Below are 17,110 nucleotides of genomic sequence, written 5' to 3'. Positions count from 1 at the left end.
TCTGACTCGTTTCTGCTTTGGTGGTCTCCGTAGGGGCCGCCCCATGGGGGTCGCGGCACCCGGTGATCGCCACCCATGGCGCCACCGGGAACCCCACCGACGAAAGGAGTCCGCCGTGGACTCTCCGACGCCCGCACGTGCGCGGATCGGCATCATCGGCGCCGGGCCCGGAGGCCTCACGTGCGCCCGCATCCTGCAGCGGCACGGCATTGCGGTGACGGTGTACGACCGCGACCCGGAGGTGCACTCCCGGAACCAGGGAGGCTCGCTCGACCTGCACGAGGACGACGGACAGCTCGCACTCCGCGAAGCGGGCCTGCTGGAGGAGTTCTTCGCGCTCGCCAGGGTCGAGGGGCAGGAAATGCGCCAGCTGGACCCAGCAGGACGCCTCCTCGACCACCATCTGCCGGACGAGGGCGAAACGGCCCGGCCCGAGATCGACCGCGGACAGCTTCGCGAACTCCTGGTGCGCTCACTCACTGCGGGGACGGTGCAGTGGGGGCGCACTCTCGAATCGGTGAGGGGGCCGGCCAACGGGCCGCGAACGCTGACGTTCACCGACGGGACGGCCGTCGAGGCGGATCTCGTGATCGGTGCGGACGGCGCCTTCTCCCGCGTCCGCACCGCCGTGTCGCCCGCGACTCCGCGCTACACCGGAGTCAGCTTCCTGGAGGCATGGTTCGACGACATGGAGCACGCGCACCCCGAGCTTTCCCACCTGGTCGGGAGGGGCAGTACACACATCGCGGACGGCGAGCGGGGCCTCTTCGCGCAGCGCAACAGCGGCGGCCACATGCGCGTCTACATCCTGCAGCGCGTCCCCGTGGACTGGATCGCGGCGAACGGGCTTCACTCGGAGGACACCGAGGGCATCCGCGCCCATCTGCTCAACGAGTACGCAGGCTGGTCACCGCAGACACTCCGAATGATCACCGACAACGACGGCGCCTACGTCGATCGGCCGCTCTTCGCCCTGCCGGTACCGCACACGTGGGAGCACTCCCCCAGCGTGGCGCTCCTGGGGGACGCGGCACACCTCATGCCGCCGCTCGGCGTCGGCGTCAACCTCGCCATGCTCGACGCCTGCGAACTCGCGCTCGCACTCGCCCGGTCCGCCACCATCGACGACGCCGTACACCGCTACGAGAAGTCGATGCTCCCGCGCTCGGCAGAAATGGCCGAGCTGCTCGAAGGCGGTGCCGAGCATCTTCTGCTCGCGCCCGACCCCGACGGGATGTCACGGTTCCAGCAAGCCGCCCAGACCTGACGCCGCGGGAGGCCGAATCCGGGTGACTCATCGAGTGGGCCCTCGCCGGGCCCGGCCGAGCCGACGAGCAAGCATGCTTACGGCTACCGGCCCCAGCCCGGGAAATGGGCATCTGCCCCGTCATCCCTGAAGTCTCTCCGTGTGCCACTCTCGGACTCTCGCGCGGAACGTGGGATCCCGGGGCCAACGGGATCTCGATTGCCCCAAACGCCGTAGCGGGCCGCCGTGTTGGGCAGCCTGCGCCCGGCGGCCCGACGGAATCGACATGATCGGCGTGACGGAAGACGACGGATTCCCACCGCCGTTACCGCAATTCACCTACCACCTACCGCCGGCGGTGCGAGTGCGCGGCGGCCCCGGCGTGCAGATCGCACTGCCTACCGCTTTCCGGCGCGGACTTTGACGCCTGCTACCTGCCCGCCACCTCTGTCGCCCGCCACGCCTTACCCGTTCCGCCACCCACCCTTGCCCGCGCCGCGGTCTGCCCGCCACACCCACCTCCCTGTGACCGACATCACAGTGCGGCACCTCACATCCTCAGGTCATCATATGACGCGATCGCCGCACGAATTCAGAGCCGGGCGCGCCCGGACGGGACAGCGAGACGAGGATGGGCATGAACGACCAGGACAGGCCGGCACGGCCGCGCGTAGGCGTGGTGGGCCTCGGGGCCATGGGGCTCGGGATGGCGCGCAGTCTGCGGAACGCGGGCTTCGACGTGGGCGTCCACGATCTGCGCCCCGCCGTGACCGCGGCCTTCGCCGAGGACGGCGGCACGGCCTTCGCCTCCGCCGGTGAGCTGGCGGCCGCGGTCGACGTCCTGGTCGGCGTCGTGGTCAACGCGGCGCAGGTGGAGTCGGTCCTGTTCGGTGCCGACGGTGCGGCCGGGCGGCTGCGCCCGGGCTCCGTCTACGTCATGTGCTCCACGGCCGACCCCGGCTGGTCCGCCGAGTTGGAAAAGCGCCTCGCCGAGCGTGGTGTGCTCTACCTGGACGCCCCCATTTCCGGGGGCGCAGCACGGGCCGCGAAGGGCGAGCTGACCATGATGACCTCGGGCGCCCCGGGCGCGTACGCGGTCGCCGACCCGGTGCTGGAGGCCATGAGCAGCACGGTCTACCGCCTGGGCGACGAGGCCGGGATCGGCTCCAAGGTCAAGGTCGTCAATCAGTTGCTCGCGGGGGTGCACATCGCCGCGGCGGCCGAGGCGATGGCGCTGGGCATCAAGGCGGGCGTGCCCGCCGAGGCGCTCTACGAGGTCATCACGCACAGCGCGGGCAACTCGTGGATGTTCGAGAACCGTATGGCGCATGTGCTCGCCGGGGACTACACGCCGCTGTCCGCGGTCGACATCTTCGTCAAGGACCTGGGGCTCGTGCTCGATGCGGCCCGCCCGGAGAAGTTCCCCCTCCCCCTGGCTGCCACCGCGCACCAGATGTTCCTGCAGGCGTCGGCGTCCGGCCTGGGAGCCGAGGACGACAGCGCGGTGATCAAGATCTTCCCGGGGATCGAGCTGCCCGAGCAGGGGGAGGTCTGACATGGCAATCCGACTCGGCTGCATCGCCGACGACTTCACCGGCGCCACGGACCTGGCCAACAACCTGGTGCGCGCCGGCATGCGCGTGGTCCAGCTGATCGACGTGCCGCAGGCCGACACCGAGGGGCCCGTCGACGCGGACGCCGTGGTCATCGCGCTCAAGTCGCGGACCACCCCGGCGGACGACGCCGTCGCGGCCTCGCTGCGGGCGCTGGACTGGCTGCGCTCCGCGGGCGCGGAGCAGATCTACTTCAAGTACTGCTCGACCTTCGACTCGACGCGTAACGGCAACATCGGGCCCGTCACCGAGGCGCTGATGGACGCGCTGGGCACGGACTTCACGGTCGCGACACCGGCCTTCCCCGACAACGGGCGCACGGTCTTCAAGGGGCACCTCTTCGTCGGCGACGTGCTGCTCGGCGAGAGCGGGATGCGTCATCACCCGCTGACACCGATGACCGACTCCAACCTGGTGTCCGTGCTCGGCGACCAGACGGTGCGCCCCGTCGGCCTCATCGACCACACCGTGGTCGCCGCCGGTGCCGAGGCGATCCGGGAGCGCGTCGACGAGCTGCGCAAGGAGGGCGTCGGCGCCGCGATCGTGGATGCCGTCTCCAATGACGATCTCGTACGGCTGGGTACGGCGGTCAAGGAGCTGCCGCTGGTGACCGCCGGTTCGGGTCTGGCGATCGGCCTGCCCGCGAACTGGGGGTTCGAGCCGTCTCCTGCCGCTGCCCAGCTGCCCACGCCCGGCGGCCACCAGGCCATCGTCTCCGGGTCGGTGTCCGCCGCCACCAACGGTCAGGTCCTGGAGTTCCTGCGCAGCGGGCGCCCCGCGTTCAGCGTGGACCCGCTGCGGATCGCGGCCGGCGAGGACGTGGCCGGACAGGCCCTGGCCTTCGCCGCCTCGCACCTGGGCGAGGGGCCGGTCCTCGTCTATTCGACCGAGGCGGCCGACGCGGTCAAGAACGTCCAGGGCCGGCTCGGCGTGGCCGAGGCCGGTGAGCTCGTCGAACAGACCATGGCACGTGTCGCACAGGGCCTGGTGGAGCTCGGCGTCCGTCAGCTCGTCGTCGCCGGCGGTGAAACCTCGGGAGCGGTCGTCCAGGCACTCGGCCTCACCGGCCTGCGCATCGGACCGCAGATCGACCCCGGTGTGCCATGGTGCGCGGCGGCGCTCCCCGACGGGGGCACCCTCCACATCACGCTGAAGTCCGGCAACTTCGGCGGTCCCGGCTTCTTCACCGCGTCCTTCGCCCACCTCGACCGGGAGATCGTATGACCCCGCCCCCGAGCCCTGCCGTGGACCAGGCGCGCGCCGAGATCGTCAGGGTGGGCACCAGCCTCTTCGCCCGCGGCTATGTCCACGCCAGCGCCGGCAACATCAGCGCGCGGGTCGGCGAGTCCCACCTGATCACGCCCACCGACGCCGCCCTCGGCTTCCTCAGGCCCGAGCACCTCGCCCTGGTCGACGCCGGGGGCGAGCAGATCGCGGGCGACCGCGCCAGCAAGACCCTGACGCTCCACCGACGCATCTGTACCGCGGACCCCACGGCGCGGTTCGTCATCCACACCCACTCCACGCATCTCGTCGCGCTCACCCTGGCCGGCGTGTGGAGCCAGGACGACGTGCTTCCGCCCCTCACGCCGTACTACGTCATGAAGGTCGGGCACGTCCCGCTCATCCCCTACCACCGGCCCGGCGACCCGCGTGTCGCCAAGCTGGTGACCGCCCGCATCGCCGACCGTGCCGCGAGCGACACGCCGATCAGAGCCGTCCTGCTCGACCGTCTCGGCCCAGTGGTCTGGGGCCCGGACGCGGCCTCCGCTCTCGCCGTACTCGAAGAACTCGAGGAAACGGCACGCCTCTGGCTCCTGACCGACCGTCGCCCCGAGCCGCTCCCCTCCCCCGCTCTCGACGAACTCAAGGCCGTGTTCGGCGCCTCTTGGTGACCGCGCACCGCCCGTCGGAGAATCCCCTGAGCCGCAGTAAGGATTCCGCATGTCCACGCCCACAGCGACGGCCGAGACCCCCGGCCTCGCCCGTGAGAACGCCGTATTCCGCAAGGTCGTTCTCCGTATCGTCCCCTTCCTGGTCCTCTGCTACGTCTTCTCCTACCTGGACCGCGTCAACGTCGGCTTCGCGAAGCTGCAGATGGCCGACGACCTCGGTCTCAGCGAGGCGGCGTACGGCCTCGGCGCCGGCCTGTTCTTCATCGGCTACTTCCTGTTCGAGGTCCCCTCGAACCTGATGCTGCAGCGCATCGGAGCCCGTACCTGGATAGCCCGGATCATGATCACCTGGGGGCTGGTCTCGGGGGCGTTCACCTTCGTCACCAACGAGACGACGTTCTACGTGCTCCGCTTCCTCCTCGGAGCAGCGGAAGCCGGGTTCTACCCGGGGGTGATCCTCTACTGCACCTACTGGTTCCCGTCCCATCGTCGCGCACGCGTGATCGCGATGTTCATGTCGGCGATCCCGGTGGCCGGCATCTTCGGCAACCCCCTCTCCGGCTGGATCATGGACCGCTTCCAGGGGGTCAACGGCTGGCAGGGCTGGCAGTGGATGTTCCTGCTGGAGGCGATCCCGGCGCTGCTCATCGGTGTCGCCACGCTGTTCTACCTGGACAACGGCGTACGCAGCGCCGAGTGGCTCTCCGACGACGAGAAGGACATCGTCGAGGCGGCGATCGCCAAGGACACCGCGCACCAGAAGCACGGGCGGGCCTGGGACAGCTTCCGTGACCCCAAGGTGTGGCTGATGTGCCTGATCTACTTCTGCTTCGTGATGGGCCAGTACGCCCTGACCTTCTGGATGCCCACCTTCGTCAAGTCGACCGGCATCGAGAACAACTTCACGATCGGTGTGCTCAGCGCCGTTCCGTTCCTGGCCGCACTGGTCGCGATGAACTTGTTCGGACGCTCCGCGGACAAGCGCCGCGAGCGCCGCTGGCACCTGGTCATCCCGAGCCTGATGGGCGCCGTCGGCTTCTCCCTGGCCGCCGGCTGGAGCGGCTCCACCGTGCTGTCCCTGATCGCCCTGTCCTTCGCCGCGGCCGGTGTGCTGACCTGCGCCCCGCTGTTCTGGTCGTTGCCCACCGCGTTCCTCGGCGGCACCGCCGCAGCGGCCGGTCTCGCCCTGATCAACTCGGTGGGCAACCTGGCCGGCTTCGTCAGCCCGTACATGATCGGCGCGCTCAAGGACGCGACCGGCTCGGCCTCCATCCCGATGTACGTCCTGGCGTTCAGTCTCGTCGTGGGCGCGGCCGCCGTCCTCACCACCAAGAAGCAGGTCGTCAACCGATGACCGGGTCCGGTCCGCCCGGACCGAATACAGGAGCAAGCATGCCGAGGTTCGCCGCGAACCTGTCCATGATGTACACCGAGCACGACTTCCTCGACCGCTTCGCCGCGGCGTCGGCGGACGGCTTCGAGGCCGTCGAGTACCTCTTCCCGTACGACTACGAAGCCGACGAACTGCGCCGTCGGCTCGACGACCACGGTCTGCGGCAGGTGCTGTTCAACGCGCCGCCCGGCGCATGGGATTCCGGCGAGCGCGGCATCGCCTCGCTGCCCGGCCGCGAGGCCGAGGTCCGCTCCGGGATCGACCGGGCACTGGAGTACGCCGCGGCGCTCGACTGCGGCCAGGTGCACGTGATGGCAGGTGTCGTGCCCGCGGACGCGACGCCCACGCAGCTCGCAGCCCACCGCGACACCTACCTGGCCAACCTGGCCTGGGCCGCGGCGCGGGCCGCCACGGTGGGCGTCGATCTCCTGATCGAGCCGATCAACGGCCGTGACATGCCGGGCTACTTCCTGCGCAGGCAGGCCGAGGCGCACTCCGTCGTGCAGGAGGTGGGCGCCCCGAATCTCAAGGTGCAGCTCGACCTGTACCACTGCCAGATCGTGGAGGGCGACCTCACCACGACGCTGCGCCGGGACCTTCCGACCGGCCGCGTGGGGCATCTGCAGATCGCGGGTGTGCCCGACCGTCACGAGCCCGACCGGGGCGAACTCGACATCCGGCACCTGTTCGACGTCGTCGACGAGCTGGGCTTCGACGGCTGGATCGGCTGCGAATACCGCCCCCGCGCCGGTACGAGCGAGGGGCTCGGCTGGATCGCGAACTACCGAGGAGAGAACGCATGAGGATCGTCATCACCGGTGGCTTCGGCTTCCTGGGCCGGCAGGTCGCCGAGGCTCTGCTCAGGCGGCGGGCCCTGTGCGGTGTACCCGTGGACCGTCTGGTGCTCGCCGACCGGTTCGTCCCGGCCGGGTCGGCGGTGGCCGCCGGCCCTTCCCCAAGCTCTTCGAGCAGGGGATACCCCACGGTGGACGTCGTGCAGGGCGAGCTGAGCGAGCACCTCGACGAGATCTTCGCCCGGCCGGTGGATGTCGTGATCCACCTGGCCTCCGCGGTCTCGGCCGAATGCGAGGCCGACTTCGACCTCGGCATGAGCGCCAATCTGGACACCACCCGCGCGCTGCTGGAGGCCGCCCGCGCACAGTCGGCCGCCGGCGGCCCGACACCCCGGGTGGTGTTCTCCAGCAGCGTCGCGGTCTACGGCTCCGACCCCGCACTGCCGCTGCCGCCCGTGGTCAGCGAGTCGACCGTGCCCACACCGCAATCGAGCTACGGGACGCAGAAGCGCGTCTGTGAGCAGCTGGTCGCAGAGTACACCCGCCGGGGTTTCGTCGACGGACGCGTCGCGCGCCTGATGACCGTCTCGGTGCGGCCGGGCAAGCCGAACGCGGCCGCGTCCGGCTTCCTGTCCGGCGTCATCCGCGAGCCGCTCGCGGGGGTCCCGGCGACCTGCCCGGTCAGCCCCGACCTGCGGGTGGCCCTGGCCTCTCCGCGACGCACCGTCGAGGGCATCCTCCGCATCGCCGAAGCAGAGCGCGGCAGCGGCCCCGGAGAGCTCGACGGCGGGCTTCCGGTCAACCTTCCGGCGCTCACGGTGACGGTCGCCGAGATGCTGGACACGCTGCGCCGGGTGGCCGGCGACGCCGTCGCCGACCTGGTGACGGTCGCGCCCGACCCCGCTGTCGAAGCCATCGTGGGTTCGTGGCCCGCCGTCTTCGACAACGCCCGTGCCACGGCGCTCGGGCTCGAACCCGACGAGAGCTTCGAGTCGGTCGTACGGGCGTACGCCGAGGACCACCCCGGGGCCCTCGCCGCCGGTGAGCTGCCCACGGCCGGTGCGGTCAGGCCCTGACGGATAGACTGACGAGCATGTTCTCCAAGGTGAGTGGCCCCGTACGGCTCGCGGACCGGGTCGCCGCGATCCTCTCGGAGGAGATCGAGTCCGGACGTCTGGCCGAGGGCGACAAGCTGCCGACCGAGGTGGAGTTGGTCAAGCAGCTCGGCGTCAGCCGCACGGTGATCCGCGAGGCCGTGTCGCGGCTGCGCAGCGCGGGCCTCGTCGAACCGCGCCAGGGCCGGGGCGTGTTCGTCATGCCCCGGCGCACCCGTCCGCTCGACCTCGAAGCCGATGCCTCCGGCACCAAGTCCAAGGTGCTGCAGATCGTGGAGGTCCGTCGCGCCATGGAGGGCGAGGCGGCCTCGCTCGCGGCCACCCGTGCCTCGGCGGACGACATCGCCCGGATGCGGCAGTCCCTGGCCGCGATCGACAAAGCGGTCGCGGCCGGTGGTGACGGAGTGGACGAGGACCTCGCGTTCCACCAGTCCATCGCCGAGTCGACCGGGAACGCGGTGATGGTCTCGACCGTGCGGTACCTCGGTGAGGTGCTGCGCAGCGGCATCCGCGTCACACGGGCCAACGAGGCGCGTCGGAACGACTTCATCGAGGCGGTCCGGGTGGAGCATCACGCGATCCTGGCGGCCATCGAATCCGGCGACGCGCAAGCGGCCAGCACGGCCGTGCGCCGTCATATGAAGCACGCCGCCTCCCGGCTCCAGGACGCCGACGAGGGCTTCTGGTCGGAGACGAACGACCTGGACGTCGACTTGGGCGCAGCGCCCTGACCTGCATATTTGCCCGCGGATACACCCCGGGGACGGACCATGCGACTCGTCCCCGGGGCGTATCCACGGCTCCCGGGGTCTCCGGGCGCCGGCCTCCATCGACGCCGCCGTTGTCGAGAGCGGGCTCTGGCTCACCTTCTGTGGTGCTGCTTCTGGGCCAGGTCCAGGGTGTGGCGCCGTGAGAGTTCTGATCGTTGGTGGTTCCGGGTTCCTGGGTGCCGAGTTGGCGCGGCAAGCGTCAGCGGCCGGACACACGACGGCCGCGACCTACGCGACCGGGCCCGGGAGCATTCGAGAGGTCACCTGGCACGCCCTCGACCTGCGGGGCCCCGGAAGGGTGGCAGCGGTCGTGGCCGAGGTCTGCCCTCATGTCGTCATCAACGCATCGAGCGGCAAGGCCGACTGGGCGGTCACGGCGGAGGGCCCGATCCGTCTGGCGATGGCCGCTGCGAAGTCCGGCAGCCGTCTGATCCATGTCTCCAGTAACGCCGTGTTCTCCGGCGCCCGCGTCCACTACGACGAGTCCTGCCCGCCCGATCCCGTCACCCCGTACGGGGCGGCGAAGGCCGCGGCGGAGACCGGGGTTCTTCTCGTGCGGGCGGACGCCGTGGTCGCCCGCACCTCGCTGATCATCGGCGACGGGCAGTCCGTACACGAACATGCGGTGCACGAGCTTGCCGCCGGGGCACGCACCGGGGCCCTGTTCACAGACGACATCCGTTGCCCCGTACATGTCGCCGACTTGGCCGCAGCTCTGATCGAACTCGCGTCGGGAGATACGAGCGGCATCCACCATCTGGGCGGAAGCGAGGCCCTGAGCCGTCACGAACTCGGCGTCCTCATCGCCAGGCGCGACGGACTCGACGGCTCCCGACTGCCCACGGGTCTGCGGGCGGACAGCGCGTTTCCCGGCGCCCTCGACGTACGCCTCGACAGCCGCGCAACCCAGCGCAAGCTGCGCACCACGCTGCGCGGTGGCCGTCAGTTCCTCACCCCGACGGCTTGAACGCCCGCCTTCGGAAGGCTTTCGCCCCCGAGGGTGTTGGCAGATCGGGCTCGGCCCGCCATGAAGCGGCCCAGCTCGCGTGACTTCTGCTGAACGGCGGCTGCCCACGCCTCCTCGGAGAGGTCCCGGCCGCCTGCTCGGGCGGGGCCTGCTGATTGCCACTTCACCTCGATGCCTGCTCTCTCCGCCAGGACCACCACCGTGGTGACGAACCCCTCGGACAGGGCAGCCATGACGGGGTGACTCGCTCTCCGGTGCCACGCGAGCAGGGCGTCGACGAACGCTGCGAACCGGACGGGATCGATCTGGCACTCGTCAGCCCGCATGGGTCCGATGCCGGACGGCAGGCCCAGTTCGGCTTGACAGACGCTCACCTGGCTCATGAACAACCGGGAGACCCCGCCGGACGGGTTCCACAGGGTCCGGTCACCAACGTCGTAGTACTGACTCAATGCGGCCTCTTCGCTGTTGGTCCTTCCGGCCGGTGCCTTTCATTCCGCGGCTGGGCCCGACTGGCCGAATGACCGCCAGTACTGACGTCGCTTTTCGTCCCGTACGACGACACCGAGACGGGACAGTTCCTCGCGGAGCTCGCGAACGTCGTCGTCCGATGGCCCTTTCTTCTCCAGGGCGCCTTGGCGGGCGTTGAGGAAGGCGTTCGCGGCGTGCGGCAGTTCGGGAGTGCCCGGGACCCAGCGGCGGAACTCGCCCTGGTGCGGATCGGCGTCCGCCCATGGATAGCCGTGGTCGGTGAACGCATCGGCAACTCGGCCGGCATCCAGCTCGCACAGCTCCCGGCTGAGTTCCCCGCCATCGTGGCCGAGCAGGACGAGATACTTGCCGTCCCGGCACACCGTGGCGATGGCGTCGTGCCGCGTCCCCTGGTCCCGGCCCTTGCGGCTGAGCACAACGGACTCGTCCGACAGGCGAATGACCAGCTCCTCGTGTTGCGCGATGAGCCCGACCACCAGCCCCGCCACCGAACCCACAACGGGCAGCACCGGGCCGGGGATCGACCCAAGAAGCCGGGCAGGCCCTTGCAGAGGCGCCCAGGGCAGCGTCACGAGCCAATCGGCAAGAGGGCCGACGAGCCAGCCCACACCCGTCCCCGCCAGTACCAGAGCGACGTAGACGGCTGCCGTGCCCCACGCCGACCGGCCGAGCACGGTGAGTTGAGCCGCCATCGGGTCCCGTTCGGGACTCTTGCCGATGTCCATATGTCCCCCTCGCTGTCCTTCGTACGTGCCGGGCCATCATAAACCGAGCACTCAATCTATTATTGGCCAATGAGCCGAGAGCCGACCAGAAGGAGCCCACGATGAGAACAGTCGACCCGGCCAAGCACCGAGCGCGGCGCCGGCACATCATCAACGCCGCCACTGAGCTCTTCGCCGCCAGAGGCTTCGAGCGCACCACCACAGCGGAAATCTGCAAGGCAGCCGGCATGAGCGCGGGCAACCTGTTCCACTACTTCCCCAACAAGCGCGCGATCTTTCACGCCGTCTTCGAGGACGACGAACACGACGACGGCACCACCAAGTCCGAGCGCCTCGCCGCCGCCCGCGCCTCTGAGGACCCCTGGAACGCCCTTCTCGACACCGTCGACCTCCTCGCCGCCCCCGCAACGCAGCCGCTGGTCCCGGCCCTCGTCATGGAGGCGATGATCCAGGCCCACCGCGACCCCGAACTCGAAGCGCTGCTCAGCCGTGACAACGACGAGGAGCGGTCCACCATCACGGCCCTGCTGCAGAACGCGGCCGCGAGCGGCCACATCGACCCCACTTTGAACCCCGACGACGCCGCGGGCTGGGTCATGGCACTCATCGCCGCTCTCTACACCAGCGCCGCCACCGAACCGTCGTTCAACCCGGCGGATCAACTCCCCACCCTGCGACTGATCCTCCACCGTTTCCTGCGACCCGACGCCGCCCCGGCCTCGGGGCCGCCGAGGTCGTAGGAGGGAGCCCGGAACGAAGCGCGTGGACGGAGACGGAGGGGCCGCGGCGCTCCAAGGCCCCGGCCCCGGGGATCGCAGGCCGACTCCCAGAACCGCAAGGCAGGCACGAGCAGGCGTTTTTCACGGTCTTCTGCCGGGCCACCGCAGTCGGCGAGCACGGCCGGCTCCGCTTCCGTGGTCCGCGTTGCCCGCCAGCCGCCGGACCGGTACGTCGTACGCCGACGGGCCCTGCCGGTCGGCGCCGCCTGAGGCCGCCGCGGCGCCGTAACGTCGCGCGAGTGGCCCCGCGCTGAGGCCATGTGCGAGGACACTGAGCAACACCGTGCAGACGAGTACGGGAACGACCTGGTGCGTGACAGCCGGGGCGAGGTCCTCGACCGCGAGCAGCCCGAAGATGATGGTGGCCAGCCCCCGGGGGCCGAACCAGCCGACGAACGCGACAGTGGCACGGTCCATCCCGGTGCCCAGCAGCGACAGGGCCACGGGGGCCATCCGAACCACCGTCAGGCTCAGCAACGCGTAGAGGCCCGCCTGCCATGTCATGTGCGGAAAGGCGGCCGGGACCAGGACCGCACCGAACAGCAGCCACACCAGCAAGGAGAGCACCGATGCCGACTGCTCGGTGAACTGCAGTTGCCAGGACGGCGCACCGCCGTAGGCGGTGCCGAAGGCCAGTCCGGCCACGAACGCGGCGACGAACCCGTTGCCGCCGATGGCGACGGCGGACAGGTAGGACAGCAGGGCGAGGGCCAGCACCGCCGGACCCGCGAAATCCTCGCCTGCCCAGCCCTTGCGCAGCGCCACGCGCAGCAGCCCCCCTCCGGCCAGACCGAGCGCCGCGCCGTAGGCGAGACCGACGGCGAGTTCCACGACCTCCTCGCCGGTGGCGTCAGGGCCTGCACCCGCAGCGGCAGCGGCTCCGGTCAGCGCAACCGCCACGACGGGAGTGGCGATGCCGTCGTTGAGGCCGCTCTCGACGTTGATCAGGCGTCGGACGCGCTCGGGCACCAGGGGATCGGACATCATCGAGGCTCCGAGCGCGGCGTCGGTGGGGGCGAGGGCGGCCCCCACGAACACCGCTGCCCAGACGCCTACGCCCGGAAGGAGACCGAGCGCCAGGAGCGCTCCCAGCCCGATGCACAAGGGCAGCCCGATCAGCAGAAGCCTCAGGTAAAGGCCGAGATCCGGTCGCAGCACTCGGAACGACAGCCGGGCCGCGTCGGTGAACAGGATCCAGGTCAGGCAGATCTCCGCCAGGCCTTTCACCGTCCCCGGTGGCGGGTCCAGGTCCATCGCCCCCAGACATGTCGCCAGCACCAAACCCACGAGCACGAACGCGGCCGGAGCGGTCAGTTCGACGCGTTCGACCCGCTGCGAGAACAGCCCCCACAGGAACAGCAGCAGCAATACGAGCGAGAGCGTTCCGTCCATCCAGCAGCTCCAGGTCCCTGACCCTCACCCGGCGGCCGGGGCCGGCGGTCCACGCCGGCGTGGACCGAGCGCGATCGTGCCAGCGTGCGGTATTCCGCCTCGGCCCGAGTTCATTCACGGCATGCGCGTGTCGCCTCGATCGTGCCCGTGGCCGTCGCAGGTGGCTGATGGCTGCGACGCCCCCGACGGACGGCCCATGCCCGGGCCGCGGGCGTCTTCTGCGGGCTGCCGCGCGTGGCGGGTCACGGTCGGCGCGCCTGTGCCACTGCTCCTGGATGCGTGCATAAAGTCGCCGCGTCGGCCGGTACTGCGGCTCGGTGCTGTGGGACGGGTGCGCACCGCAGAGCGGTCAATCGGCGGCCTCGGCCGGCTGGCTGCACCGTCCTGGCGTGGCCGCGCTCCCGGCTCCTTCACCGCTCGCGTGTCCACGGACGGCGTCGGTGCATGGCACCGTACGGCCGGAGCGGCACCGAAGGAGGACCACGGCCCTCATGAGTGCGCGTACGGGGCAGCGACCCGGACCGGCGGCAGCGTCCCATCGTGTGCGGCTGCGGCTCGCGAGGTCCTGACCACCGGCAGTGCCCCTGTTCCTGCTGCTCTCTTGGCCCACGCCCGCTGCGCAGCAGGACGGAGCCGGTTCTGCAGATGCCGATCGATCGTTCTGGCCGGCCTGATCGCGACGGCGATGTTCCGAGCGGTGCGGCTCGGGCTCCGGCAGCGCCGGCCGACCTCAGCACCGGAGCTGCGTCACGCACACCCCCTTTCGTCCCCGGTCTCGAAGGACTGATCCATGACGGAGCGGAAAGCCCTGCCGGAAACGGCCGAAGAACCCTCGGAAGCGGACCGGTTGCGGGTCCTGCTGCGCACCCCCGCGTATCGCAAGGCCCTCGTGTTCAGCTGTCTGATCGGTGTACCGATCTCCCTGGCGGCCTTCTGGTTCCTGGTCGGTCTGCACCAGCTCGAGCACGTGATGTGGGCGGACCTGCCCGAAGCGCTGGGCTGGGCCACCCCGCCCGCGTGGTGGCCGCTGCCCCTGCTCGCCACAGCCGGGGTCGTCGTAGGTCTGGTGGTGACCCGTCTGCCGGGTGCGGGCGGGCACATTCCCGCAACCGGTCTGCATGCCGGCGGCGCCTCCTCGGCCGCCCTGCCCGGAGTGATCATCGCCGCGATTGCGAGCCTGCCGCTCGGCGCGGCCCTGGGTCCTGAGGCCCCGCTGATCGCACTCGGCGGCGGCCTGGCCCTGCTGTTCCGAGACCTCGCCCGCGCCCCCGCCACCTCTCAGGGCACCGCCCTGCTGGGCGCGGCCGGCGCCTCCGCGGCGATCGCCGCAATCTTCGGCAACCCGCTCATCGCCGCGGTACTCCTGATCGAAGTAGCGGGCGTGGGCGGCCCCCAGCTCTTCGCGGTCATGCTCCCGTCCCTGCTGTCCAGCGGCGTGGGCGCGCTGGTGTTCACCGGCTTCGGACGCTGGACCGGCCTGGAGACCGGCAGCCTCGCCGTCCACTTCCCCGCCCCTCCGTCGAGTCTGGACACCGGGGACGTGGTGTGGTCCATCCTGCTGGCGGTTGCGATCGGCGTAGTGGTGCACCTGATCATCATCGGTGGCCGGCTGGCCGGCGCGTTCGTCGCGGCAGCCCCGCTCCCGCGGACGGTGATCTGCGCGATCGCCGCCGGGGGCTGCGCAGCCCTGTACGCCGTCATCTCCGGCCGCACCCCGGAGGACGTCGCCTCGTCCGGCCAGGGGACGCTGGCCGAACTGGCCGCCCACCCCCATGCCTGGAGCGTGGGGGCGCTGCTGGCCGTCCTGCTGTTCAAGGCCGCCGCCTACGCCCTCTGTCTGGGAAGCCTGCGAGGCGGCCTCGTCTTCCCTGCCCTGTTCCTGGGCGCGGCGGCCGGTGTGCTGTGCTCACCACTGCCCGGGCTGGGGGTGGTTCCCGCCGCGGCCACGGGCATGGCCGCAGCAGCCGCCAGCGCCCTGCGACTGCCGGTCAGCAGTGTGGCCCTGGTGGTGCTGGTGCTCGGGAACGCCGAGACCATCCCTGTCGTGATCCTGGCAGCCGTGGCCGCGTTCATCACCACCGAGCTGCTGCCCACCGGCCCGTCTGCCGAGCCGCGACGCCCCCGCGGGGATCCTGCGGGCACCACCGCGACGTCCTGACCCCCAAACGCCCCCCACACACGCACCAGGACGCCGTCCTTGGTGTGCGCGGGACCGACGTGACGGTTTCCCGCATGTCAGGTCGCGGCGCCGGAGCACGTGGCGATGCCACACGTCCCCGGCGCCGTCGCGGAAGGTCTCAGCAGGTCAGCGCCCAAGAGCCTTGCGCAGCTCTTCCTTGTTCATGGACGAGCGGCCGTCGATGTGCTTCTTCTTGGCCTCTTCGTACAGCTGGTCCTTGGTGGGTCCCTGCGGCCCCTTGTGTGAGCGTTCGCCACCGCGTTGCGAGGCGGACTTCGGGTCGCGAAGGGACGTCTTGCTCGCCTGCTTCGCCTCGCCCGCGCGGGCACGCTCCTTGTTGACGGTGCGCGCGGCGATCTCCTTGGCGCGCCGCTCGGAGACGCCGTGCTGCTCGGCGTTCTCCTTGATGCGCTCGTACTGCCGCTCGCGCTTCTTGCTCGACCCTGCGGGCATCTCAGCTCCTCGGTCCTGCTGTGGCCATCGACGGTTGCGCCGCGTCCGCTGCCCGGCACCGGTCCAGGCCGTGGGCGGGCACTTCTACTCCACGTCTAACCCCTGCGGCGCGCGACATGAACGAGCCGTCCAGGTAGATCCGAACGGTTCCGCGGTCGGTGAGGTCCTCAGCCGGTGGACGGCCCCACATCCCACCCAGCTCACCAGCCTTCATCTGCTGGTGGGAGGGGCCGACTGCGGGTAGAGGGTGCACTCGACCCTCCGGTCGTTTTCACCCGGATGCAGCTGCCACCGGCGGGCTCCCGGACAAACCGGGAAGGGGTTCGTCGTGCTGTGAGGAGCCGCCGTGGAGTTCGAGTCCGTCGCCGAAGAGCTGTACACCCTGCGCCCCGCGGAGTTCATCGCTGCCCGCGACGCCTGCGCCGCCCAGGCCCAAGAGGCAGGCGACCGGAACCTGACCGCCCGGATCCGCCGCTTGCGACGCCCGTCCCAGGCGGCCTGGGCCGCCAACCTGCTCGTCCATCGACAGCCGGACGAGGTGCACCAGCTGCTGGAGGTGGGAAAGCAACTGCGCGAGGCCCACCGAACACTGGACACCGAGCATCTGCAGCAGCTGGGACGACAGCAGCACCTGGTGACCGCCTCGATGGCCCGACAGGCAAAGGAACTCGCTCGCGAGGCCGGACAGAACATCAGCGACAGTGTGCTGTGGGAGGTCGAGGCCACCCTCCACGCCGCCGTGGCTGATGCCGATGCCGCCGGACGGCTCGCCACCGGCCGGCTGACCAAAGCACTCACCCCACCGACCGACTTGGCCGCAGCCCCCGCAGGCAGCAGGACGTCCGGCGCAGAACCGCACACCCGAACCCCCGCCCACCACGCCGAGCACGCCCCTCGGCGGCGCCGAGAGCTGGAGGCAACGCGCGCAGCGGCGGACGAGAGCGAGTCCGCCGCACGGGCACGCAGTGCCGATCTGCGCGAGGCCGAAGCGACGAGGCAAGCAGCGGAAGCCGAACGCGACCAGTGCCAGGAGCGGGTAACCGCCCTGACCGCTCAGCTCGAAGAAGCCCAACACCGAAAAAGTGAAGCCGAGGACCGTCTCGAAGGGGCCCGTGCCCGGGCACACGACGCGGCCAAGGCCGAACATGCAGCGCGCCGGAGGGCTCAGCAGGAACGTGCCGAGGCGGAGAGGCTGGCCCGTCAAGAAAAGCATCAGTAGGCACGGGGCCTACGACCCCCGTTTTCCGCCGACCGAAGGCGCGGGACCGCACTGCGCGTGGGTGTCAGAAGCGGCTCG

Annotated in this window: 16 protein-coding genes; 12 read left to right on the top strand and 4 right to left on the bottom strand. The window is 70.5% G+C overall.

The genetic code is table 11. From position 1 onward, the window contains the following. The first annotated feature begins 115 nt into the window (after positions 1-115). From ACGFZW_RS16225 to ACGFZW_RS16185, 9 genes are all read left to right on the top strand, one after another. Entirely contained in the window at positions 116-1,267 is a 1,152-nt protein-coding gene (locus ACGFZW_RS16225) for an FAD-dependent oxidoreductase (protein ID WP_393893765.1), read from the top strand. 616 nt (positions 1,268-1,883) lie between these two features. Beyond that, positions 1,884-2,801, top strand: coding sequence for an L-threonate dehydrogenase (gene ltnD / locus ACGFZW_RS16220; RefSeq protein ID WP_393893764.1), 918 nt, complete (start codon positions 1,884-1,886; stop codon positions 2,799-2,801). Between the two features lies 1 nt (position 2,802). Beyond that, positions 2,803-4,083 carry a 3-oxo-tetronate kinase gene (otnK, locus tag ACGFZW_RS16215; protein WP_393893763.1) on the top strand — a complete coding sequence of 427 codons (1,281 nt, stop codon included), beginning with the start codon at positions 2,803-2,805 and terminating at the stop codon, positions 4,081-4,083. Continuing rightward, positions 4,080-4,754 (top strand): aldolase, encoded by a 675-nt coding sequence (locus ACGFZW_RS16210; RefSeq protein WP_393893762.1) that lies wholly within the window; start codon positions 4,080-4,082, stop codon positions 4,752-4,754. Before otnK ends, ACGFZW_RS16210 begins: the two co-directional genes overlap by 4 nt. 49 nt (positions 4,755-4,803) lie before the next feature. Continuing rightward, positions 4,804-6,108, top strand: a complete 1,305-nt coding sequence (locus ACGFZW_RS16205) for an MFS transporter (RefSeq protein ID WP_393893761.1) — start codon at positions 4,804-4,806, stop codon at positions 6,106-6,108. Positions 6,109-6,146: 38 nt separating this feature from the next. Further along, positions 6,147-6,950 (top strand): 2-oxo-tetronate isomerase, encoded by an 804-nt coding sequence (gene otnI, locus ACGFZW_RS16200; protein WP_393893760.1) that lies wholly within the window; start codon positions 6,147-6,149, stop codon positions 6,948-6,950. Then, entirely contained in the window at positions 6,947-8,017 is a 1,071-nt protein-coding gene (denD, locus tag ACGFZW_RS16195; protein WP_393893759.1) for a D-erythronate dehydrogenase, read from the top strand. The genes otnI and denD overlap by 4 nt, the downstream gene beginning before the upstream one ends. A gap of 17 nt (positions 8,018-8,034) precedes the next feature. Then, positions 8,035-8,787, top strand: coding sequence for a FadR/GntR family transcriptional regulator (locus tag ACGFZW_RS16190; protein ID WP_393893758.1), 753 nt, complete (start codon positions 8,035-8,037; stop codon positions 8,785-8,787). A gap of 178 nt (positions 8,788-8,965) precedes the next feature. Continuing rightward, complete coding sequence (locus tag ACGFZW_RS16185) at positions 8,966-9,793, top strand: SDR family oxidoreductase (RefSeq protein ID WP_393893757.1); 828 nt, start codon at positions 8,966-8,968, stop codon at positions 9,791-9,793. On the opposite strand, the gene ACGFZW_RS16180 is transcribed toward ACGFZW_RS16185, so the two are convergent. Beyond that, complete coding sequence (locus ACGFZW_RS16180) at positions 9,769-10,245, bottom strand: DUF6086 family protein (RefSeq protein WP_393893756.1); 477 nt, start codon at positions 10,243-10,245, stop codon at positions 9,769-9,771. The two genes, ACGFZW_RS16185 and ACGFZW_RS16180, sit on opposite strands and share 25 nt — an antisense overlap. 39 nt (positions 10,246-10,284) lie before the next feature. Next, a complete protein-coding gene (locus tag ACGFZW_RS16175) occupies positions 10,285-11,010 on the bottom strand; it encodes a hypothetical protein (RefSeq protein ID WP_393893755.1) in 726 nt (241 codons plus the stop codon). A 101-nt stretch (positions 11,011-11,111) separates the two neighbouring features. Here ACGFZW_RS16175 and ACGFZW_RS16170 point away from each other — a divergent pair, with 101 nt between their 5' ends. Then, positions 11,112-11,750 (top strand): TetR/AcrR family transcriptional regulator, encoded by a 639-nt coding sequence (locus ACGFZW_RS16170; protein ID WP_393893754.1) that lies wholly within the window; start codon positions 11,112-11,114, stop codon positions 11,748-11,750. A gap of 120 nt (positions 11,751-11,870) precedes the next feature. Here ACGFZW_RS16170 and ACGFZW_RS16165 read toward each other — a convergent pair whose 3' ends face one another. Then, positions 11,871-13,181 carry a cation:proton antiporter gene (locus ACGFZW_RS16165; protein WP_393893753.1) on the bottom strand — a complete coding sequence of 437 codons (1,311 nt, stop codon included), beginning with the start codon at positions 13,179-13,181 and terminating at the stop codon, positions 11,871-11,873. 790 nt (positions 13,182-13,971) lie between these two features. Between ACGFZW_RS16165 and ACGFZW_RS16160 the strand changes: the two genes are divergently transcribed. Beyond that, a complete protein-coding gene (locus tag ACGFZW_RS16160) occupies positions 13,972-15,339 on the top strand; it encodes a chloride channel protein (RefSeq protein ID WP_393893752.1) in 1,368 nt (455 codons plus the stop codon). Positions 15,340-15,486: 147 nt separating this feature from the next. Here the strand turns inward: ACGFZW_RS16160 and ACGFZW_RS16155 are convergent, their stop codons facing one another. Continuing rightward, on the bottom strand, positions 15,487-15,813 hold the full coding sequence (locus tag ACGFZW_RS16155) for a plasmid stabilization protein (RefSeq protein WP_393893751.1): 327 nt from the start codon (positions 15,811-15,813) through the stop codon (positions 15,487-15,489). A gap of 346 nt (positions 15,814-16,159) precedes the next feature. On the opposite strand from ACGFZW_RS16155, the gene ACGFZW_RS16150 reads away from it, so the two are divergent. Beyond that, the gene (locus tag ACGFZW_RS16150) at positions 16,160-17,032 is read left to right on the top strand and encodes a hypothetical protein (RefSeq protein ID WP_393893750.1); all 873 of its coding nucleotides are present in this window, start codon (positions 16,160-16,162) and stop codon (positions 17,030-17,032) included. Positions 17,033-17,110 lie beyond the last annotated feature (78 nt).

This window comes from Streptomyces sp. NPDC048248, from assembly GCF_043201875.1.
Classification (GTDB): domain Bacteria; phylum Actinomycetota; class Actinomycetes; order Streptomycetales; family Streptomycetaceae; genus Streptomyces.
Note: the sequence above shows the minus strand (reverse complement) of the source record. Positions and strands in the feature narration are given on the sequence as shown.